General features: G+C 74.1%; 10 protein-coding genes. 7 read left to right on the top strand and 3 right to left on the bottom strand.

Annotated features, from left to right (window positions below):
* The 5 genes from E8D34_RS10615 to E8D34_RS10595 form a co-directional block, all read left to right on the top strand.
* A partial coding sequence (locus E8D34_RS10615; protein ID WP_206056662.1) for an Ig-like domain-containing protein occupies positions 1 to 3,146 on the top strand: 3,146 nt, incomplete at its 5' end.
* Positions 3,147 to 3,274: 128 nt separating this feature from the next.
* On the top strand, positions 3,275 to 6,835 hold the full coding sequence (mfd, locus tag E8D34_RS10610) for a transcription-repair coupling factor (RefSeq protein WP_136594592.1): 3,561 nt from the start codon (positions 3,275 to 3,277) through the stop codon (positions 6,833 to 6,835).
* A gap of 66 nt (positions 6,836 to 6,901) precedes the next feature.
* Positions 6,902 to 7,537 carry a hypothetical protein gene (locus E8D34_RS10605; protein ID WP_136594591.1) on the top strand — a complete coding sequence of 212 codons (636 nt, stop codon included), beginning with the start codon at positions 6,902 to 6,904 and terminating at the stop codon, positions 7,535 to 7,537.
* Between the two features lie 2 nt (positions 7,538 to 7,539).
* Positions 7,540 to 8,187, top strand: coding sequence for a MazG nucleotide pyrophosphohydrolase domain-containing protein (locus tag E8D34_RS10600; RefSeq protein ID WP_136594590.1), 648 nt, complete (start codon positions 7,540 to 7,542; stop codon positions 8,185 to 8,187).
* A gap of 119 nt (positions 8,188 to 8,306) precedes the next feature.
* Positions 8,307 to 12,941, top strand: coding sequence for a M36 family metallopeptidase (locus tag E8D34_RS10595; protein WP_136594589.1), 4,635 nt, complete (start codon positions 8,307 to 8,309; stop codon positions 12,939 to 12,941).
* A 72-nt stretch (positions 12,942 to 13,013) separates the two neighbouring features.
* Here the strand turns inward: E8D34_RS10595 and E8D34_RS10590 are convergent, their stop codons facing one another.
* Positions 13,014 to 13,634: an HtaA domain-containing protein gene (locus tag E8D34_RS10590; RefSeq protein WP_136594588.1), complete on the bottom strand. Its 621-nt coding sequence runs from the start codon at positions 13,632 to 13,634 to the stop codon at positions 13,014 to 13,016.
* 249 nt (positions 13,635 to 13,883) lie between these two features.
* On the opposite strand from E8D34_RS10590, the gene E8D34_RS10585 reads away from it, so the two are divergent.
* Entirely contained in the window at positions 13,884 to 14,597 is a 714-nt protein-coding gene (locus tag E8D34_RS10585; protein WP_168929400.1) for a DUF4386 domain-containing protein, read from the top strand.
* A complete protein-coding gene (locus E8D34_RS10580; RefSeq protein ID WP_136594586.1) occupies positions 14,594 to 14,917 on the top strand; it encodes a 2TM domain-containing protein in 324 nt (107 codons plus the stop codon). The genes E8D34_RS10585 and E8D34_RS10580 overlap by 4 nt, the downstream gene beginning before the upstream one ends.
* 106 nt (positions 14,918 to 15,023) lie before the next feature.
* Here the strand turns inward: E8D34_RS10580 and E8D34_RS10575 are convergent, their stop codons facing one another.
* Positions 15,024 to 17,621 carry a CARDB domain-containing protein gene (locus tag E8D34_RS10575; protein ID WP_136594585.1) on the bottom strand — a complete coding sequence of 866 codons (2,598 nt, stop codon included), beginning with the start codon at positions 17,619 to 17,621 and terminating at the stop codon, positions 15,024 to 15,026.
* Between the two features lie 97 nt (positions 17,622 to 17,718).
* On the bottom strand, positions 17,719 to 20,310 hold the full coding sequence (locus E8D34_RS10570) for a CHAT domain-containing protein (protein ID WP_136594584.1): 2,592 nt from the start codon (positions 20,308 to 20,310) through the stop codon (positions 17,719 to 17,721).
* Between the last annotated feature and the right edge of the window lie 50 nt (positions 20,311 to 20,360).

The following is a 20,360-nucleotide window of genomic DNA, read 5'->3' as shown; positions in this document are numbered from 1 at the left end:
TGTTCCCGACGAGCAGCTACAACAGCGAGAACTACTGGGTTGACGTCGTCTTCCAGGAGTCCGCGGCCGACACCACCCCGCCGTCCTTGGTGGACCACAGCCCGGCCCGGGACGCCACCGGCGTCCCCACCAACACCCTGGTCACGGCGACGTACGGCGAGGCCCTCCAGTCCGGCACCGGGACGATCGCTGTCCGCAACGCGTCGAACGCCCTGGTGCCGGGGACGGTCTCCCTCGACACCGGCGGCACCCGGCTGGTCTTCCAGCCCGCCCAGGCGCTGGACACCTCCGCGACGTACTCGGTCCAGGTGAGCGGAGTCTCGGACCCCGCCGGAAATGTCGCTCCGTCCGCGAGCTGGTCCTTCCAGACCGCTGCGCCGGCGGCTCCCGCGCCCGATCAGGGGCCTGGCGGGCCCATCGGCGTCGTCACCAGTGCCGGCAACCCGGTCTCGACCTACCTCGCCGAGATCATGCGAGCGGAGGGTCTCAACGAGTTCGAGACTGTAGGGCCGGCGGCGCTCACGGAGACCGGGCTCGCGCCGTACGGCACGCTCGTCGTGGGGGAGGTCCCCGTGACCGACGCCCAGGTCGCGGCGGTGGCCGACTGGGTGACCGCCGGCGGCGACCTGGTTCTGATGCGACCCGACAGCCGGTTCAACGCTCTCGCCGGGCTGACCGCCCAGGCCGGGACGGTGAGCGAGGGTTATCTCGCGGTGGACGGGAGTAGCGAACCCGGGGCCGGCATCACGACCGAGACCCTGCAGTTCCACGGCGCCGCGAACCGCTATGCGCTGTCGGGAGCATCGAGTGTCGCGACGCTCTACACGTCGGCGACCGCCTCGACCGGACTGCCCGCGGTGAGCTGGCGCAGCGTCGGGTCGAACGGCGGCCAGGTCGCGACCTTCGCCTACGACTTGGCCAGGTCGGTCGTGCTGACGCACCAGGGCAACCCCGCGTGGTCCGGCCAGGACCGCGACGGCCAGGCGCCGATCCGCTCCGACGACCTCTACTTCGGCGGCACCTCGACCGACTGGGTGAACCTGTCCAAGGTGCAGATCCCGCAGGCCGACGAGCAGCAGCGCCTCCTGGCCAACCTGATCACCGTGATGGCCCGCGACCGGATGCCGGTGCCGCGCTTCTGGTACTTCCCCGACACCCACAGGGCCGTGGTCGTCGCCACCGGGGACGACCACGGCACGGGTGGCACCGGCGGCCGGTTCGACACCTACCTCGCCAACAGCCCCAGCGGCTGCTCGGTCGCCGCGTGGACCTGTCCCCGGTTCACCTCCTACGTCTACACCTCGACGCCACTCAGCAACGCGCAGGCGACGTCGTACCAGAACCAGGGGTTCGAGGTGGGGCTCCACCACTCGACCGGCTGTGGCGACTTCACCTCGCTGTCCAGCCTGCAGAGCGGCTACAGCAGCCAGCTCTCCGCCTGGCGGGCGAAGTACACGGGGCTCCCGTCACCGGTCACCAACCGGACCCACTGCATCGTCTTCAGCGATTGGAGCTCGCAGCCGAGGGCGGAGCTCGCGAACGGCATCCGGCTCGACACCAACTACTACTTCTGGCCCGGCTCGTGGGTCCAGGACCGCCCGGGGTTCATGAACGGGTCCGGGATCCCGATGCGGTTCACCGACACCGACGGGTCGCTGATCGACGTCTATCAGACCCAGACGGTCATGACGGACGAGTCCGAGCAGACCTATCCCGCGACGCCGAACACGCTGCTCGATCGTGCGCTCGGGCCACTCGGCTACTACGGCGCGTTCACGGCCAACATGCACACCGACAGCGCCACCACCTTCGAGAGTGACCAGCTGCTGGCGTCCGCGCAGGCCCGCGGGGTGCCGATCGTCAGCGCGCGCCAGATGCTGACCTGGCTCGACGGTCGCAACGGCTCGTCCTTCCGGAACCTCTCGTGGTCGGGGTCGAGGCTCTCGTTCTCGATCGGGGTGGGGAGCGGCGCCTCCCGCCTCACCGCGATGCTCCCGACGAGCGGCCCGGGCGGAACGGCGCTGACCGCGCTGACCAGGGACGGGGTCGCGGTCGCCTTCGCCCGGATGACCGTGAAGGGTCAGGAGTACGCGACGTTCTCCGCCGCGAGCGGCGCCTGGTCGGCGACGTACGCCGCGGCGGCCGCCCCCACCATCGCGGCCGCCCGGGTCGCCGAGTCGACCGAGGACTCGGTGACCATCGCCTGGTCGACCGAGGTGCCCGCAACCTCGACCGTGCTGCTGGCGAACGGGTCCGAGCCGCTGAGGGAGGTCGCGACGGAGACCGTCCGCACCACCGAGCACCTGATCGTCCTCGACGGCCTGGCACCGGGGACCACCTACCGCTACCGGGTCCTCTCCCGCACCCCTGGCGGCAGGACCGACACCTGGCCGTCGCCCGGCCAGCCCACCGCGACCTTCCGGTCCGCCGCCGCGGACGATGTCGCGCCGTCTGCGGCGCAGCTGCGTGTGGTGTCCCTGCCGGACGGCACCGCGCGCGTGGCGTGGACGACGAGCGAGCCGGCGACCTCCGAGGTGGAGTACGAGCGCGTGCCCGGCCTGGGGACCCACCACCGTCTCGACGAAGGTCTCGTGCGCGACCATCTGGTCGTCCTGACTGGTCTGCGACCGGACACGACCTACGCGGTCCGCGTCAGGTCGGTCGATGGGTCGGGGAACACCAGCGCGTCGCTGTCGACCAGCGTGCTCACACGCCCCGCGGGGGTGGCTGTCCAGACCGCCGAGAGCCTGCGCCGGGGAACCGTGACGGGGAGGCTGCGCATCGGGGAGGACGGGTTCGGGGCCCTCGCCCTGCCCAGCGGCGGCGCGGGTTCCTACACCTCGGGCGTGCTCGACGCAGGGCAGAAGGCCGATTGGACCGACCTCGCCCTCGCCGACCTGGTCAGCCCTGCCGGGAGTCGGTGGACGCTCAGCGTGCGGACGGGCAGCAGTCCGGAATCCGATGGCACGTGGAGCCCCTGGCGTCAGGTGAGCGCCGGGCAGGTCGGTGGCAGCGGGCGCTACCTGCAGTTCCGGTTGACCGTCACGGCGCCGGCCGGCTCGCGCTGGTCCGTCTCGGGGATCGGGTTCACCCACACCGGCGGCCTGCCGCGGACCGAGGGCGAGGGGACGGGCGCTCTGGGATAACCCCCGCAGCGGGCGGTTGGGTGGGTGTCGTCGCCGGGTCCTAGGCTGGTCCCACCCCGGCGCCCGACACCCCTGTCGCGGCTGAACCGGGGCGATCGTGCTGTCCGCCCGTCCCCAGGAGCGCCCCGATGAGCCTCGCCGGTCTCGCTGACGCCGTCCTCGCCGACCCACTGCTGGCCGGCCCGCTCGCCGACGCCGCGGACGGGCGGCTGCCCACCCGGGAGCTCACCGGCCCCGAGCCGGTGCGGCCGTTCCTGGTGGCCGGGCTGGTCCGCACCGGGCGCCCGGTGCTGGCGGTGACCGCCACCACCCGTGAGGCCGAGCAGCTCGTCGCCGAGCTGGGCGACCTGGTCGACCCCGACACCGTCGCCTACTTCCCGAGCTGGGAGACGCTGCCGCACGAGCGGCTCAGCCCGCGCAGCGACACCGTCGGGCGCCGGCTCGCGGTGCTGCGCCGCCTGTGCCACCCCGGCGACGCGGTGGGCGCCGGGCCGGTCTCGGTCGTGGTGGCGCCGGTCCGCTCGATCCTGCAGCCGCAGGTCAAGGGTCTCGGCGACCTGGCCCCCGTCGAGCTCACCGTCGGCGGCGGCGCGGTCCTCGAGGAGGTCGTCGCCGGCTTGGTGGACGCCGCCTACAGCCGCGTCGACCTGGTCGAGAAGCGGGGCGAGTTCGCGGTCCGCGGCGGCATCGTCGACGTCTTCCCGCCCACCGAGGAGCACCCGCTGCGGGTGGAGTTCTGGGGCGACGAGGTGGAGGAGATCCGCTCCTTCGCCGTCGCCGACCAGCGCACCATCGCCAGCCTCGACCGGCTCTGGGCGCCGCCGTGCCGCGAGCTGCTGCTGACCGAGGACGTCCGGACCCGCGCCGCCGAGCTGGGCCGCCGGCACCCCGAGCTGCTGGAGATCACCGACAAGCTCGCCCAGGGGATCGCCGTGGAGGGCATGGAGGCGCTGATCCCGGCGCTCGTCGACGAGCTCGAGCTGCTCGTCGACCTGATGCCCGAGGGCACCCAGGTGGTCGTCCTCGACCCCGAGCGGGCCCGGGCCCGCGCCCACGACCTGGTGGCCACCTCCGAGGAGTTCCTCGGCGCCTCCTGGGCGGCGGCCGCCTCCGGCGGGTCCGCGCCGGTCGACCTGCAGGCCGCGTCCTACCGCGAGCTCGGCGACGTCCGGATGCACGCGCTCGACCTCGGCCACGCATGGTGGACGTTCAGCCCGTTCGGCCTCGACGCCGACCAGCCGGGCGGCGCCGGGGCCCAGCCCGACACCGAGCCCGACAGCCAGTGGCGGGTGGCCGCCGCGCCGACATACCGCGGCGACGTCGAGCGGGCCTTCACCGAGGTCACCGCGTGGCGCTCGCAGGGACGTCCGGTGGTCGTCGTGCACCCCGGCCACGGGCCGGCTCAGCGGATGGTCGAGGCGCTGGGGGAGCGCGACGTGCCGGCCCGCTTCCTCGAGGACCTCCCGGCCGGGACGACGCTCGACCCGGCGGTGGTCACCGTCGCGTGCGGCGGCCTGGGCCACGGCCTGGTGCTGGAGCCGACCGACGAGACGCCCGGGCTGGTGGTGCTGACCGGCGAGGACATCGTCGGGCAGAAGGCCTCGACCCGCGACATGCGCTCGATGCCGACCCGGCGGAAGAAGCAGATCGACCCGCTCGAGCTGCGCGCCGGCGACTACGTCGTGCACGAGCAGCACGGCGTGGGCAGGTTCGTGGAGATGAAGCAGCGCGTCGTCCACGGCGCCACCCGCGACTACCTGGTCCTCGAGTACGGCGCCAGCAAGCGCGGCGCCCCGCCGGACCGCCTCTACGTGCCCGCCGACACCCTGGACCAGGTCACCCGGTACGTCGGCGGCGAGCAGCCCAGCCTGGACCGGCTCGGCGGCGCGGACTGGACCAAGCGGAAGAACCGGGCCCGCAAGGCGGTGAAGGAGATCGCGGCGGAGCTGATCAAGCTCTACGCCGCCCGCCAGGCGAGCCGTGGCCACGCCTTCGGCCCCGACACCCCGTGGCAGCGCGAGCTCGAGGACGCCTTCCCGTTCCACGAGACCCCCGACCAGCTGACCACCGTCGACGAGGTCAAGGGCGACATGGAGCGGGTGGTCCCGATGGACCGCCTGATCTGCGGCGACGTCGGCTACGGCAAGACCGAGATCGCGGTGCGCGCGGCGTTCAAGGCGGTCCAGGACGGCAAGCAGGTCGCCGTGCTGGTGCCGACGACGCTGCTGGTCACCCAGCACCTGTCCACCTTCACCGAGAGGATGAGCGGCTTCCCGGTCGTGCTCAAGGGCCTCTCCCGGTTCCAGACGGACAAGGAGGCCGCCGAGGTGATGGAGGGGCTGCGCGACGGTTCGGTCGACGTCGTCGTCGGCACCCACCGGCTCTTCAACGCCGACGTGAAGTTCAAGGACCTCGGCCTGATCATCGTCGACGAGGAGCAGCGGTTCGGCGTCGAGCACAAGGAGCAGATGAAGCGCCTGCGGACCTCGGTCGACGTGCTCTCCATGAGCGCCACCCCGATCCCGCGGACGCTGGAGATGGCGATCACCGGCATCCGCGAGATGTCGACCATCACCACCCCGCCCGAGGAGCGGCACCCCGTGCTCACCTACGTCGGCGGCTACGAGGACCGCCAGGTGGTCGCCGCGATCCGGCGCGAGCTGCTCCGCGACGGTCAGGTCTTCTACATCCACAACCGGGTCAACTCGATCGAGAAGGCCGCGGCCAAGCTGCGCGAGCTGGTCCCCGAGGCGCGGGTCGCCACCGCGCACGGTCAGATGAACGAGAAGCAGCTCGAGCAGGTGATGCTCGACTTCTGGGAGAAGCGGTTCGACGTCCTCGTCTGCACCACGCTCGTCGAGTCCGGCCTGGACGTCTCCAACGCGAACACGATGATCATCGAGCGCGCCGACACCCTCGGTCTCTCCCAGCTGCACCAGCTGCGCGGCCGCGTCGGCCGGAGCCGGGAACGGGCCTACGCCTACTTCCTCTACCCGACCGAGAAGCCGCTCACCGAGACCGCCCACGAGCGGCTGGCCACCCTCGCCCAGCACTCCGACCTCGGCGGCGGCATGGCGATCGCCATGAAGGACCTGGAGATCCGCGGCGCGGGCAACCTGCTCGGCGGCGAGCAGTCCGGCCACATCGCCGACGTCGGCTTCGACCTCTACGTGCGACTGGTCGGCGAGGCGGTCCGCGACTTCCGCGACGACAAGGTCGAGCACCTCGAGGAGGTGCGCATCGAGCTGCCCGTCGAGGCCCACCTGCCGCACGACTACATCCCCAGCGAGCGGCTGCGGCTGGAGATGTACAAGCGGCTGGCCGAGGTGCGCACCGACGCCGACGTCGACGAGATCAACGCCGAGCTCCTCGACCGGTACGGCGAGCCGCCGGAGGCCGTGGTCGCCCTCCAGCTGGTGGCGCGGTTCCGGGCCCGGGCGCGGGCCGCCGGCATCACCGAGATCACCACGGTCGGCAAGAACATCCGGTTCGCGCCCGTCGTGCTGCCGGACTCGCGGGTGGTGCGGCTGCAGCGGCTCTACCCGAAGTCGATCGTGAAGAGCCAGGTCGAGGCGGTCCTGGTGCCGCGGCCGGGCATCCCCGGCAAGACCGGGACGCCGATCGAGGGCGTGGCGGTGCTGGAGTGGGCGCGGCAGGTGATCGACGCGGTGATCGACCCGAAGTCCTAGGCGCGGGCGGCAGCGGATCGGCCCTGCGCCTGCTTGAATGGCGGCGTGCGTCACACTCGCAGCCTCGTGTCCGCCACCGCCCTGCTCTGCGCCGTCGCGGTCTCCGCGTCCGGGTGCGGCATCGGCGAGGCCGGTCCGCGACCCGGCGTCGCCGCCGAGGTCGACGGCACCGTGCTCTCGACCTCGGACCTGAACACCCTCGTCGACGCGGTCTGCGTGATCACCGCGGCGACCCCGGACTCGGCCGCGACCTCGCGCGGAGCCGCCCAGGCCAGCCTGCTGCAGAGCTGGGTGGGCTCGACCGTGGTCAACGCCTTCGGGGACGAGCAGGGGATCGACGGCAAGGCGCCCGAGCCCGACACGGGCTCGATCGCCGGCTGGGACCAGCTGGACTCCGATCAGCAGAGCGTGGTGAGCGACTACCTGACCAGGATCGGCAGCGCCCAGGCGATCGCGAGCGCGTCCGGGGGCTCCCCGGACCCGGACGACTTCGACGTGGTGATCAACCCGCGCTTCGGCCTGGCGATCGAGGACGGGCAGTTCGTCGACGAGGACGGCCAGCTGTCCGTCGCGGTGAGCGACGCCGCCAAGGACGCCGCCACGAGCACGAGCGGGCAGCTGAGCGCCGACGAGGTCGCGGCGCTGCCCGACAGCCAGCTGTGCGGGGCGCGGCCCGAGGCCGTCGCCACGCCCGAGGGGTGACGATGCCGGGGGCCCCGGAAGGCGAGGGTCCCGCCGGCGGCTCCGGGGACGCCCTCGCCGAGTTCGTCACGGTGATGCGGAGGCTGCGCGCCGAGTGCCCGTGGAAGCAGGAGCAGACGCACCGCTCGCTGCAGCGCTACCTGGTCGAGGAGACCTACGAGACGCTCGAGGCGATCGACGTGGGCGCCGCCAGCGGGGAGTGGCGCCACCTGCGCGAGGAGCTCGGCGATCTGCTCCTGCAGGTGGTCTTCCACGCGGTGATCGCCGAGGAGGGCGGCGAGTTCGACCTGGAGCAGGTGGCCCGCGGGATCACCGCGAAGATGATCCGCCGCAACCCGCACGTGTTCGGGGCCGGTGCTCGAGGGGAGACGGCGGGGGAGCTGGACGCCGACGCCGTCAACGACCTCTGGCAGGAGGCGAAGGCCGCCGAGAAGGGCGCGACCAGTCCGAGCCCGCTGCCCCCGGGCCTGCCCGCCCTGCTGTACGCCGACAAGACCCTGGACCGCTGGGAGCGGGCCGGACGCCCCGTCGAGATCGACCCGGAGTCGCCCGAGCTGGGGGAGCGGCTGCTGGCACTGGCCGTCGAGGCGAGGGCCGCCGGGGTCGACGCGGAGCAGGCGCTGCGCGACGCCGTACGCCGCCGCGGCTGACGCCGCGCGGGGGGCGACACGCGCCGTTGGCCGACCCGGTGCTTGTCGCGGTGTCGGGTGGGTCCGATAATCCGGCTGCCGGGCGCAGCGTGGTGCCCACTCGTCAAGGTTGAGGTTGCATGCGTCGCCCGCTCTCCGTCCTGCTCTGTGCCGCCCTGACGCCGTTGGGCGTCGTCACCCTCGCCCCGCCCAGCGGCGCGGCCACCGAACGCGTCGTGCTCGCCGACGGGTTCGAGTACGGCCTCGGCGGTTGGGCGACCGAGCACACCGGTGTGTCCGGCCTCCCGGACTGGGGCCGGGTCGGCAGCGCGGCGAGCGGCTCCTTCGCCGCCCACGTGGTGGGTGCGGGTGCGGTCAGCGACCAGGTGATGGTCAGTGAGGCGCTCGCGCTCGGCGCCGCGCCGGTGGTCTCGTTCCGGCACCGCTACGACTTCGAGGTCGACGCCGAGGACCCGTCCGTCTTCTACGACGGTGGCGCGGTCGAGGTCAGCACCGACGGAGGCGACACGTGGCAGGACCTGGCCGACGTCGCCGACGACGCCGCGGACCTCGGCTACGACGGCACGCTCTTCGACAGCGTCGACCACCCGGACGAGGTCAGCCCGCTGGCCGGCCGGGAGGCCTTCACCGGTCTGCTGGCCGACTGGACCCCGGTGCAGGTGCCGGTGGGGGCGCTGGCCGGGGAGACCATCCGGCTGCGCTTCCGTCTCGGTGCGGACGTGGCGGTCGCCAGCGGCGGCTGGTGGGTCGACGACGTCGCCGTCACCGACGGATCCGCGGCCCCGCTGCCGGTGGCCTCCGCGCCGACCCGGGTGCGGGTCACCCGCGCCGCGGCGGACACGCTGACGGTCTCCTTCAACCGCGCGACCCCGGCCGGCGGGCGGGCCGTCGTGGCCCACCGGGCCACCTGCACCAGCCCCGACGCCCCGTCGCGGAGCGCGGTCACCCGCGACACCGAGGTCGAGGTCTCCGGGCTGACCCGCACCGCGGCGTACTCCTGCCGGGTGCGGGCGTGGACGACGGCCGGCGAGGGCGTCGCGAGCACGGCGGTGAAGGTCGGCACCACCGTGGCCGGTGCCGCCGCCGCGCCACGCGCCGCGTCGGTCGCGGCGTCCCCCGATCCGCTGACCAGCGAGCCGGCGGGCGGCGGTGACGACCAGCGCGATGTCCCGGAGGGCGACTTCGACGCCCTCGCCGGCAGCGACGTCGAGGTCGCGCCGTCGGTGACGCAGCGCGCGGCGATCGAGGACCTGGCTGACGCCGATGCCCCGCTGCAGGTCCAGTCGCAGCTGGGCGTGCCGACCACCCTGCTGGTCGCCGACCCGGAGCCGGCCGGGCGCAGCCGCTCGGGCAGCTCGGCGAGCGCCCGGCGGGCCGTGGTGGACGCGGCGCGCGACCACCTCGGCCGGATCGCCGGCGCCTACCGCCTCGACGGGGCCGACGTCGCGGCGGTCGACGTGACCGGTGTGCAGGACCTCGGCGGCCCGGTGGTCGTCGAGCTCGGCCAGGACGTCGACGGCGTCGAGGTCTGGAACGAGCGGCTCAGCCTGGCGCTCGACGCCGACCTGGGCCTGGTCGGCGCCGCCGGCTACCTGCTGCCGGCCGAGGTGCGGCAGCGTGACTTCGACCTGGACGCGGAGGCGGCTGCCCAGGCGGCGTACGACGACCTCGCGGGCGCGGACGCGACCCGGCTGCGCAGCACCGGTGAGGAGGCCGGCTACGTCCTGCTGGCCGGTGACGGCGCGACCGCCCGCGCGCGCCGGGTGATGTACCGGCTCCCCGACGGACTGGTCGCGGCGTGGTACGTGGAGGTCTTCGCCGACGGCGGCGGCACGGCGTACGTGATCGACGCCGGTGACGGCTCGCTGCTGCACCGCAACGACCTGACCAGCGACGCCGAGGAGTACGACTACCGGGTGTGGGCCGACGGGGACGGGGTGCCCTACGCGGGTCCGTACGGCACCGACGGCTTCCCGCACCCGACCGGCGTCCCGGACGCGTTCCGCGCCGCCGCCGTCGCGCCCTCCTTGGTCGCCGGCCCGACCACGGGCGACCCGTGGCTCCCGGAGGGGGCGACGGTGACCAGCGGCAACAACGTCGACGCCTACGCCGACGTGAGCGGCGCCGACGGCTTCGACGCCAGCGACTACCGGGCCGGCGTCACCGCGCCGGGGACCTTCGACCGCACCTACGACGTGACCAAGGCGGCGGGTGCCGACCGCGCGCAGGCCGACGCCGGACTGACCTCGCTCTTCTACACGATCAACCACCTGCACGACTGGTTCTACGACTCCGGGTTCGACGAGGCGGCGGGCAACGCCCAGGCCGACAACTACGGCCGCGGCGGCGACGGCGGTGACGCGATCCGCGCCGAGGGGTTGGACTTCTCCGGGCGCAACAACGCCAACATGATGACCCCGGCCGACGGCGTCAGCCCGCGGATGCAGATGTACGTCTGGGACGGCCCCGTCGACGGCGGCCTGTCGGTCCCGGCCACCGGAACGTCGTACAACACCGGCAACTCGACCTCGTTCGGCCCGCAGGCCTACGACGTCACCGCGCGGGTCGTCCCGGCGGTCGACGGCGTCGGACCGACGGGCGACGGCTGCGAGCCGCTGGTCACCGACGTGGCCGGAGCGATCGCCCTGGTCGACCGCGGCACCTGCTCCTTCTACGTCAAGGCGCAGCGGGCCCAGACCGCCGGGGCGGTCGGCCTGCTGATCGTGGACAACTCGGGGGGCGCCATCCCGCCCACGCTCGGCGGCAGCTGCACCGGCTCGCCCTGCCCTATCACGGTGCCGACCGCGAGCGTCACGACCGCCGTCGGCGCCGCGCTGCGCGCCGCGCCGCCCGCGAGCGCCCGGCTCTACCGGACCGCCGCGGGCGTCGCGCGCGACGGGTCGGTCGACGCGCAGGTCGTCGCCCACGAGTGGGGCCACTACCTGACCCACCGCCTGGTCCCCTCGCTGAGCTCCGTCCAGGCGCGCTCGATGGGCGAGGGGTGGGGCGACTTCGTCGCGCTGCTGATGACGGTCCGCCCCGAGAACGTGGCCGACCTGGACGCGGCGTACTCGGTCGGCGCCTTCGCCACGGCGGTCCTGTCGACGTCACCCAGCTACTTCGGGATCCGGCGGATGCCGTACTCGACCGACCCGAGCATCAACGGGTTGAGCCTGCGGCACATCTCGGACGGTCAGGCGCTGCCGTCGGTGCCGTTGATCAACCTGCCCCCGAACTCGGAGGTGCACAACGCCGGCGAGGTCTGGGCCAGCATGCTGTGGGACTGCTACGCGTCGCTCCTGGAGCGGACCACGGGCGACGACCCCGAGCTGACCTTCGCCCAGGCGAAGCGCCGGATGACCGACTACCTGGTCGCCTCGCTGAAGCTGACACCCGCGGAGCCGACCTTCCTCGAGGCCCGTGACGCGCTGCTGATGGCAGCGCGGGCCGTCGACGTCACCGACTACGAGCGCTTCGTGGAGGCCTTCGCCGGCCGAGGTGCCGGCGTCGGTGCGGTGGCGCCCGAGCGGTCCTCCTCGACGCTGCAGGGCGTGGTCGAGTCCTACGACGGCGAGGCCGCGCCGCCGACCGCCTCGGTCGACCTGGCCGGCGGTACCGAGGGTGACGCGGGCTGGTACCGCGCCGCGCCGGTGGCTGCGGCCTCCGTGCTCAGCAACTTCGTCACCAACGGTGTGCGCTGCGCCCTCGACGACCCGACCCACGCCGACCACGATGAGGTCTTCCTCGACGAGCGGGAGCCGTGCGACTACGCCGGCCAGGGCGCGACGATGCCCGAGGGCGTGCACACGCTGTACGCCGCCGGCGAGGACCTGGTGGGTGACCTCACCGGGGTCGCCGCCCGGACGGTGAAGGTCGACTCGATCGCTCCGGAGCTGGAGTGCCTGCCGACGACCCTCCCGGTCGACCCCGCGGGTGGCGAGGTCACCGCGCGCGTCCTCGACGACGGCTCGGGGCCGGCGGCCGCGACGGTCTCGGCGGCCGCGGACACCAGCGCCGAGGGCACGTTCTCCGTCACCGTCCAGGGCCGCGACGTCGCCGGCAACACCGCCGAGGCGTCGTGCTCCTACACGGTCGACGGCACGGCGCCCGGCGCGGCGAGCCTCGCGGCGCTGCCGACCTTCACGACCGACCCGGCGGTGACGCTCCGAGCCTCCGCCAGCGACGACGGCTCGGGGCTGGGCGGCTACGTGGTCGAGCGCCGGATGGCGTCGTACCGGGCGAAGGGCCTGCCGGCGCGGTGGTCCGAGGTCGGCGAGGCCGACGCGGCGGGTCGCTTCCGCGCGACGGGGCTGAAGGGCGGCACGACGTACTGCTTCCGGGTGCGGGCGCGTGACCTGGCCGGCAACCTCGGCCCGGCCTCGGCGCAGCGGTGCACCGCTCGGGTGCTCGACGACGGGGCGTTGGGCCGCTCGGCCGGCTGGACGTCGGTCCGGGCCAAGGGCTATGCCGGCGGCAAGGCCGCCCAGGCGACCTCGAAGGGACGCATCCTGACCCTCGAGAAGCTCCACGCCACCCGGCTGGCGCTGTGGGCCCGCACCTGCTCGGCCTGCGGGTCGGTGCAGGTGAAGGTCGGTGCGAAGCGGATCGCCACGGTGTCGCTGCGCTCGTCGAAGACCCGGGCGGTCGCGTCGGTGACGGTCAAGGTGCCGCGGCGCCTGTCGGGAACGCTGCGCCTGGTCACCACCTCGAAGAAGCAGGTCGTGATCGACGGGATCGGGGCCAGCCAGGAGTAGGGCCGGAGCAGGCGTCCGGCTCCCCGGGACAGACCGAGGAGCCGGACGCCTACCGCGGGATCCACCCGTTGCTCAACCGCGGAGGACCTTGATCCGGGCCTTGACGGTCGCGGTGCCGATCTTCAGGCCGCCGGCGAAGAGGTCGGTGGAGTAGTAGTCGTTCAGCGCGGCGGCGGCCTTGTCGCTGAGCAGCGCGCCGACGTTGCTGATCTTCACGCGCTTCTTGGTGGCGTCGACCTTCGCCTTGCCGAGGCGCAGGTCGAGCAGGCGGATCCGCTTGCCGACCTCCTCGACGTAGGCGGTCAGCCCGCCCTTGCGGGTGTTGATCGTGAAGTCGCGGACCGTCAGGTCCTTGCCGCCGGCGGAGAACATCAGGCCGCCGCTGTGGGTGATCCGACCCGCGAGGGTGGTGGCGTTGACGAGGCCGCCCTGGATCGGGAAGGCGATGCCCTTGCCGGTGACCTTGGCCTGGGAGACCGGGGCGACCGAGATCCCGTTGTCGGTCAGCACCTGGGCCGTGCCGGGCGCGATGGCCAGGGTGGTCGCGCCCCCGGTCGGGACGATGAAGGTGGCCGCTCGCGCGGCGCTGGCGGTGGCGGCCGGAGCGGCGCTCGCGGCCTGCGGGGCAGCAAGGGCCAGGGAAGCGGACAGGGCGGTGGCGGCTGCAATGGCCGCGGCGGGACGCAGGGACATCGTCGTACCTCTCGATCGCTGGGGGTCGTGCGAACCGGGGCGGGCGCCCCGGCTCCCTTGATTCGGTCCCGACGCGCGATCGGATTGGACGGGTTGGCGATTTCTCGTCTGCGAGGCCGACGGCCGCCCGGCGGCTGCCGGCGGCCGGCGGCCCGGCGAGGCGCGGACGGGCGGGAAGCGCGTGCCGGTCCCGCCCCCGCGGGACCTATGCCCCTGCCTCTCCGCGGGCGCGCGGCGTGGAGTGGAGAGGTGACTGATCGCGCCACCGCCGGCCTCGCCGGCGCCCTGTTCCTCGTCGGCACCCTCGCCGGCCTGGTGGGGCTCTCCCTGCAGGAGTCGGTGGCCGGCGACGACTGGCTGCGGACGGCCGCGGCGCACCCGGACCGGCTGGCCACGGGCGTGCTGCTCGAGCTGGCCCTCGGCGTCGCGGTCGTCGGCATCGCGGTGGTGCTCTACCCGGTGCTGCGGCGGCGCACGGAGCGCCTCGCGGTGGGCTACCTGGTGGCCAGGACGCTGGAGGGCGCGGTCTACGTCGGCGGCGCGAGTGCGGTGCTCACCCTGACCACGGTCAGCGAGGAGCACGCGGCGACGGGCTCCGAGGCGTTCGCGGCGATCGGGGAGTCGCTGCTCGCCGGCCGGGACTGGTCCGGTCACGCCGTGCTCGACGTCGCGGTCTTCCCGGTGGGCGCGGTGCTGCTCAACGCCGCCCTGCTGGTGGGACGCCTGGTCCCGCGCTGGCTGGCGATCTGGGGCCTGGCCGGCGCGGCGGCGTACCTGCTCTCCGGGGTGCTGGTGACCTACGGGCTGGAGCCCCTCTCCACACCGCAGATCGTGCTCGAGGCGCCGCTCGGCCTCCAGGAGATCGGGCTGGCGCTGTGGTTGATCGTGAAGGGCTTCACGCCGGTCGCTGCGCCGGTGGCGGAGCCGGCGACGGACTCGTTGATGGAGGAGATGGAACGATGAGCGCACGAGACGACGAAGTCGTGGCGGCGGAGAAGCGGGCCCGGGCGTTGACGGACCTTCTGTGGCACGTCGGGGCGTTCCTGATTCTCAACGCGTTCTTCTGGATCCTCGACCTGGTGGTCGGGCAGAGCGGCCTCCAGTGGGCGTTCTGGCTGACGCTCTTCTGGGGGCTCGGGCTGGCCTTCCACGTGCTCAGCTTCCTGATCGAGGGGCGCCAGGTCGCGCGGCGGGCCGCCCTGCGCTACGAGCGGGATGACCGCGAGGAGCGGGATCGGCTCTACGCGCGCTACGAGCGGGAGCAGAGCGAGGAACCGCGCTAGCGGACGGGCCCGCCGCCACCCACGAGGATGGCGACGGGCCCCTGCCGGCCTCCCCACAGGCCCGGGCCCGTCCCCGGATGGGCCCGCTCCCGCCGCGAGCGCTGGCTCAACGGCTGAAGACCTCGCTGGTCGCGGTGCTGTAGTCCTGGGCCGGGAGGTAGTCGACCCACAGCCGGCGCCAGTCCCCGCGCAGCTTGACCGCGAACGCGCCCTCCTGGTCGACCTCCCCGTCGACGTACCGGTAGCCCTCGGGCTTGCCGTCGCCGCTCGGGTCGAGGGTGACGATGACGCTGCCGCCGGTCACCGGCATCGCGTCGTCGGTGGTGATCAGCCGACCGAAGACCGCCTCGTCCTGGGCGTCGACCTCCTCGAAGATCACCTTCCGCCCGACCTGGACCTCGGCCATCGCGCCGCCGAGCAGGCCGAGCGAGTGCCGCTCCGGGTCCTTCGGGTGCAGCGCCCAGGCCGACAGCCCGACCCGGTTCGGCACCTGGGTCAGCTTCATCACCTCGTCCCAGTTCATGTCGCCGAGGTCGTCGGGGAGGCGGTCCTCGCCGCGCACCGGCGCCCACTCGAACATGACCTGGACCCGCTTGGTCTGCTTCGCCTTCAGCCGCAGCCACCGGTGGCTCACCAGCACCCGGTACGTCGGGTTCGTCTGGCCCGCGTTGAGGTAGACGTAGGTCGGCTCGTCGTAGGGGTTGCTCACCTCGACCGTCGTCGACTCCCGGGTCGAGGGCGAGGCCGTGGAGGGGATGAACCGGTCGTAGTTGGACTGCGCCATGTTGTTGAGCTCGGTCAGCTCCACGATCCCGGTGCCGGCGTCCTGGAACAGCGGGATCCGCGCGATCACGCAGTAGTGGCCGCTGGCCGGGGCGTTCCAGGTGGCGTTGAACTCGACGGCACCGCCCGGCGGGATCGACCGCGTGTCGCTGCCCAGGAACGTCTCCGGGGCGTTGGAGAGCGTGTAGTTCTTGACGTAGAAGTTCACCACCACGCCGTTGGCCGCGACGGTGCCGTTGTTCCGGACGGTCGCCACCACCGTGTTCGCGTGGCCCGACCAGGGCACGTTGGCCCACTCCGGGCGGGTGGCGCTGCGGGCGTTGCGCACCTCGATGTCCGGGCTCTGCCAGGGCCGCGACGGCGACGCGGGCCAGGGACGGATCGAGGGGTCGGGGCGGCCGTTGGCGCCGTACCGGACGCGGACGTCGGCGCCGGTGCCGTTGGTGGCGCTGACGTCGACCCGGAACTCCTGCGGGAAGCCGGGCGTCGTGTAGTCGGTGTCGATGTACTTGCTCCCGTTCGTGAGCACCGCGCCGTCGTCGTTGGCGTGCTTCGGCAGCAGCAGCACCTGCGGGCGGGGGATCGGGGCGGTGCTGGGGTCGGTGGCCACGTCCGTGCCGAGCACCCGGGAGTCGGCGGGCAGGTCCTGGTCGCCGATCTGCGGCGCCTGCTCCTTGCGGTACTCGAAGTAGTAGTTCGCGCCGTCGGCGATGCGCACCTCGATCGCCTTCGACTGGCCGGCCGGCGGCGCACCGAGCTCGAGCGGATGCAGCCGGAACGTCTGGTCGAGCGGCCCGCCGGATGCGCTGAAGTTGAGGGTGCGCACCCACTCGGGGCGCACCCAGCCGAGCCGCATCTTCTGCGAGACCGACATGTGCGGGTGCGGGTCGTCGGCGTCCATCAGGTCCCAGCCGCCGGGGTTCCGGCCGGCGACCGACGGCGTGTACTGGTCCCACAGGCCGAGGTTGTGGCCGAGCTCGTGCGAGGCGGTCTCGAAGATCTCCCGGTCGTTGCCCGGCTGCTGGCCCCAGTCGGCGACCATCGAGATGAAGCCGAGGTTCAGCGCGCCGTCCCCGGTCGTGTACGGCCCCCACTTGCCGATCGAGGCGAACGGCCACGCCGCGCGCTCCGGTTGGGTCGCGGTGGCCGGCACCCGCGGGGACACCATGATCACGGTGTCGAAGTCGCGGAAGTCGATGTCGGCGTCGGCCGCCGCGATGGTGGCGTCGACCAGCGTGCCCTTGAAGCTGCTGTCGCTCGTGTCGAAGTAGGAGCCCCACGCGCCGCTGAGGTTGTAGGGCCCGAACGGGGTGACCGAGAGCGTCAGGTTGCCGTAGGAGGCCTCCTCGTAGAACGTGCGTACGCTGCGCACCTTGCCGTGGTCGAGGACGCCGTCGGTCAGCTCGTCCATCCACAGGTCGCGCAGCGCGGCCTGGTCGGCCGGGGCGGTGGAGTAGCGGGCGGAGGAGGTGTCGACGAAGACCAGCGCGATCCGCCAGGTGCCCGAGATCGGGGTCGGGCGGGTGTTCTGCGGGGTGCTCGGGCCGCCGCCCCAGGCGCTGCCGATCGGGTGGCTGATGTCCTGGTCGGAGGAGAACCAGAACCCGGGACCCCGCTTCTTCCTGCGTCCCCACCGGTCGGTCAGCGCGAACGTGGTCGCCCCGACCGCGGCCCCGCTGTTCTTGTCGATCGCGACCAGCTCGTGCTTGCCGAGCTCGTGGCCGCCGAGCAGCATCACCTCGGGCCGCTTCGGGTCGTACTTCGGTCCGCGGGCCACCGAGACGACGCCGGCGCCGGGCGAGCTCAGCTCGTAGCGCAGGTCCTCGTCGGTCAGTCCCGAGGCCGGGTCGATCGCGACCGTGACCGGGGTGAACGAGCCGACGAAGACGCGCCGGCGGGGAAGGGTGAGCTCGACGTCCATGGGGTGCCTCCTGCTGGGGCGTGCCGCGGGTGGTTGATGCAGGGAGGACCCGCCGCCCCCGCGGCTGATACCAGGGGCGTCCCGCCCGAGCGCGGCCTCAGACGCCCAGCGCCGCGAAGGAGGCCGCGGTCGCGGCGCGCAGCACGTCCCCGCCCGCCCGCTCCCGCGCCGCCAGCAGCACCTCGGCCGGGTCCCCGCCCGCGGCCAGCCCCCGGTGCAGGCCGAGCATCAGGTCGACGGTCGCCTCGTCGTTGACCACCGCGACGCTGGCCACCACGCCCGCCGTGCCCATCGAGAGCAGCGAGGCGACCAGGCCGAGCAGCGCGTGAGCGCCCACCGGCGCCATCACGCCGGAGTCGCACGCGGAGAGCACCAGCCGGTACGGCGCCTCGCGGAGCAGCTCGAGGTCGTGGACCGTCAGCGGGCCGTCGTCGAGCTCGAGGGAGGAGAACATCGGGCTGTCGGCGCGGAAGGTGCCGTGCGCCGCGATGTGGGCCAGCCGGGCGCCGTCGAGGGCGGCCAACGTCGCCGGCACGGTCGCCGCGCCGTCGCGCAGCAGCACCGCGTCCGGGTACGCCGCCGCCAGCGCGTCCACCTCCGCGCCCCCGGTGAGCAGGCCGGGGCCGGCGGCCAGCACGGTGCGGCCCGGTGCCCGGGGCCGGACCTCCCGGGCGCGCAGCCACATCGCCGCCGACGGGACCGTGCTGACCGGTCGGTCGGCGAGCGCGGGCAGCAGGCCCCAGGGCGTGGCCTGCAGCGCCGGGGGCGGCGAGACGACCACCCGCGCGCTCGGCCCGGCTTCCGCGACCACCGCCGCCGCGGACGGCCCGAGGAGCGCTTCCTGGAGACGCCGCCCGGTGCCGGTCAGGTCGGCGGGCCGGCCCCGGGCGAGCTGGCGCAGCAGGAAGCGGGCCGCGACCAGCGCCTGGGTCGCCTCGTCCAGCGTGCCCGCCGCGTGGCGCCGGACCCGGCCGCCGGTGACGGTCAGGACGTGCAGCCGGCCGTCCACGTCGAGGAGCTCGACGAAGACGTCGTCCTCGACCGCCGCCACCAGGGCGGAGGCGTCGAACGGCGGCGCCACGCCGTGCGCGCGACCGCCGGGCGCCCGGTGCAGCTCGCGGCGGATCTCCGCCTCCAGCGCGGCCCCTGCGCCGCCCCTGCCGGGGGCGTCGTCCGCGACCATCCGGGTCCGGCTGCGCAGCTCGCCGAGACGTTCGGCGAGGCGCGCCTCCGACGGCGGGCGCACCGGCGGCTGGGTCAGCGCCGCGGCGCGCCAGCGCTCGCCCCAGGCGAGCAGCCGGCGGCTGCCTCCGGTGACGGCGTGGCGCAGCGCCAGGGCCGCCAGGTCGTCACCGTGGCGGCTGGCCAGCGCCCGCAGCTCGGAGCTGCCGAGGGTGGCCCGGTGGTCGTCGAGCGCGGCCAGCCCGGCCGAGCAGGCGCGCAGCACCCCGCGGGCGTCGCCCCGGCGGTCGCGGTCGGTGGCGAGGGCGAGCCACGCGCTCGCGCGCACCAGCGCCGACGGACGGGTCCGGTAGCGGCCGGCCTCCGCCAGCAGCGCGCCGGCGTCCGGGGAGCCGCTGGCGGCGGCGAGCTGGCCGGCCAGCAGCAGGGCGACCGGCGCGTCCTCGGAGCGGAGCGCGGCCAGCCGCCGACCCAGCCCCGCGGCCTCGTCGGCCAGTCGGCGCCCCCGCTCGCCGTTGGCCCACCGCGCGCGCAGCAGCACGAGATCGGCGTGCAGCCACCACCACTCCCGCTCCTGCCGCCGGAACAGGCGGCGGGCCTCCCGGGCCCGGGCGGCGGCGTCGTCGGGACGGTCGGCCGCGAGCGCGGCCATCGCGCCCGTGACCACCAGCTCGGCCCGCGCCGTCGGGCTCAGCGCGGTGTCGGTCAGGGTCGCGTCGAGCACCGCCACGGCGTCGCCGGCGAGCCCGGCCGCCAGCAGGGCGGTGCACCGGTCGAGCGCGAGCTCCGGCGGGGAGACCGCGAGCGCGTCGTAGCGGTGGGCGGCCTCGTCGTACCGCGCCAGCGCGCCCGGGAGGTCGCCACGGCAGTAGGCGATCTCCCCCCGGTTGTGGGTGGTCGTGGCGGCCTCGAGCTGCTGACCCGTCCGGGTGAAGAGCCGCTCGGCGGCCGCCACGTCGTGCTCCGCCTGGGCGAGTGAGCCGACCGCGAGGTGGATGGCGGCCCGGTTGTTGAGCGCCCGCGCCTGCCAGATCTCGTCGCCCGCGGCACGGAACCCGGCGAGCGCGCGGCGCGTCTCCGCCAGCGCCTCGGCGTGGCGCCCGAGCGTCAGGAGCAGGTAGCCGCGTCGCAGCAGCACGCGTGCGCGCACGGCGCCGCTGCTGCCCTCGGCGGCGGCCGCGAGCTGGGCGAGTCCGGTCCGGGTGCGACCGGCCATGACGAGGGCCGCCCCGGTGGTGGCCCGCACGTCGGCGATCCGCTCGGCGTCGCCGCTGCGCCGGGCGTCCGCCAGCGCCGCGCGGAGCTCGGTGAGCGCCGCGGGGACGTCGCCGGCGTCGCGCAGCACGATCCCCGCGGCCTGCCGGGCATAGGAGAGCGCCACCGGGTCGGTGGTCTCGTCCGCGAGGGTCCGTGCCTGCCGGAGCGCCTCCGTGGGACGGGAGAGGGCCAGGGCCAGCAGCTCCTCGGGCGCGGCCCGTGGGTCGCTCGCGTTTCCCGTGGTGACCATCGCGCCCCTTATCCCAGCCCCCGAGGTGGGGCTACTCTCGCTAACGATTC

This window comes from Nocardioides sp. GY 10113, assembly GCF_004919105.1.
In the GTDB taxonomy this organism is placed as follows: Bacteria; Actinomycetota; Actinomycetes; order Propionibacteriales; family Nocardioidaceae; genus Nocardioides.
Note: the sequence above shows the minus strand (reverse complement) of the source record. Positions and strands in the feature narration are given on the sequence as shown.

Coding starts and splice junctions, on each gene's coding strand:
- E8D34_RS10595 (WP_136594589.1), top strand. CDS start 8,307: ATGCGTCGCCCGCTCTCCGTCCTGCTCTGTGCCGCCCTGACGCCGTTG.
- E8D34_RS10575 (WP_136594585.1), bottom strand. CDS start 17,621: ATGGACGTCGAGCTCACCCTTCCCCGCCGGCGCGTCTTCGTCGGCTCG.
- E8D34_RS10570 (WP_136594584.1), bottom strand. CDS start 20,310: ATGGTCACCACGGGAAACGCGAGCGACCCACGGGCCGCGCCCGAGGAG.
- mfd (WP_136594592.1), top strand. CDS start 3,275: ATGAGCCTCGCCGGTCTCGCTGACGCCGTCCTCGCCGACCCACTGCTG.
- E8D34_RS10590 (WP_136594588.1), bottom strand. CDS start 13,634: ATGTCCCTGCGTCCCGCCGCGGCCATTGCAGCCGCCACCGCCCTGTCC.
- E8D34_RS10580 (WP_136594586.1), top strand. CDS start 14,594: ATGAGCGCACGAGACGACGAAGTCGTGGCGGCGGAGAAGCGGGCCCGG.
- E8D34_RS10600 (WP_136594590.1), top strand. CDS start 7,540: ATGCCGGGGGCCCCGGAAGGCGAGGGTCCCGCCGGCGGCTCCGGGGAC.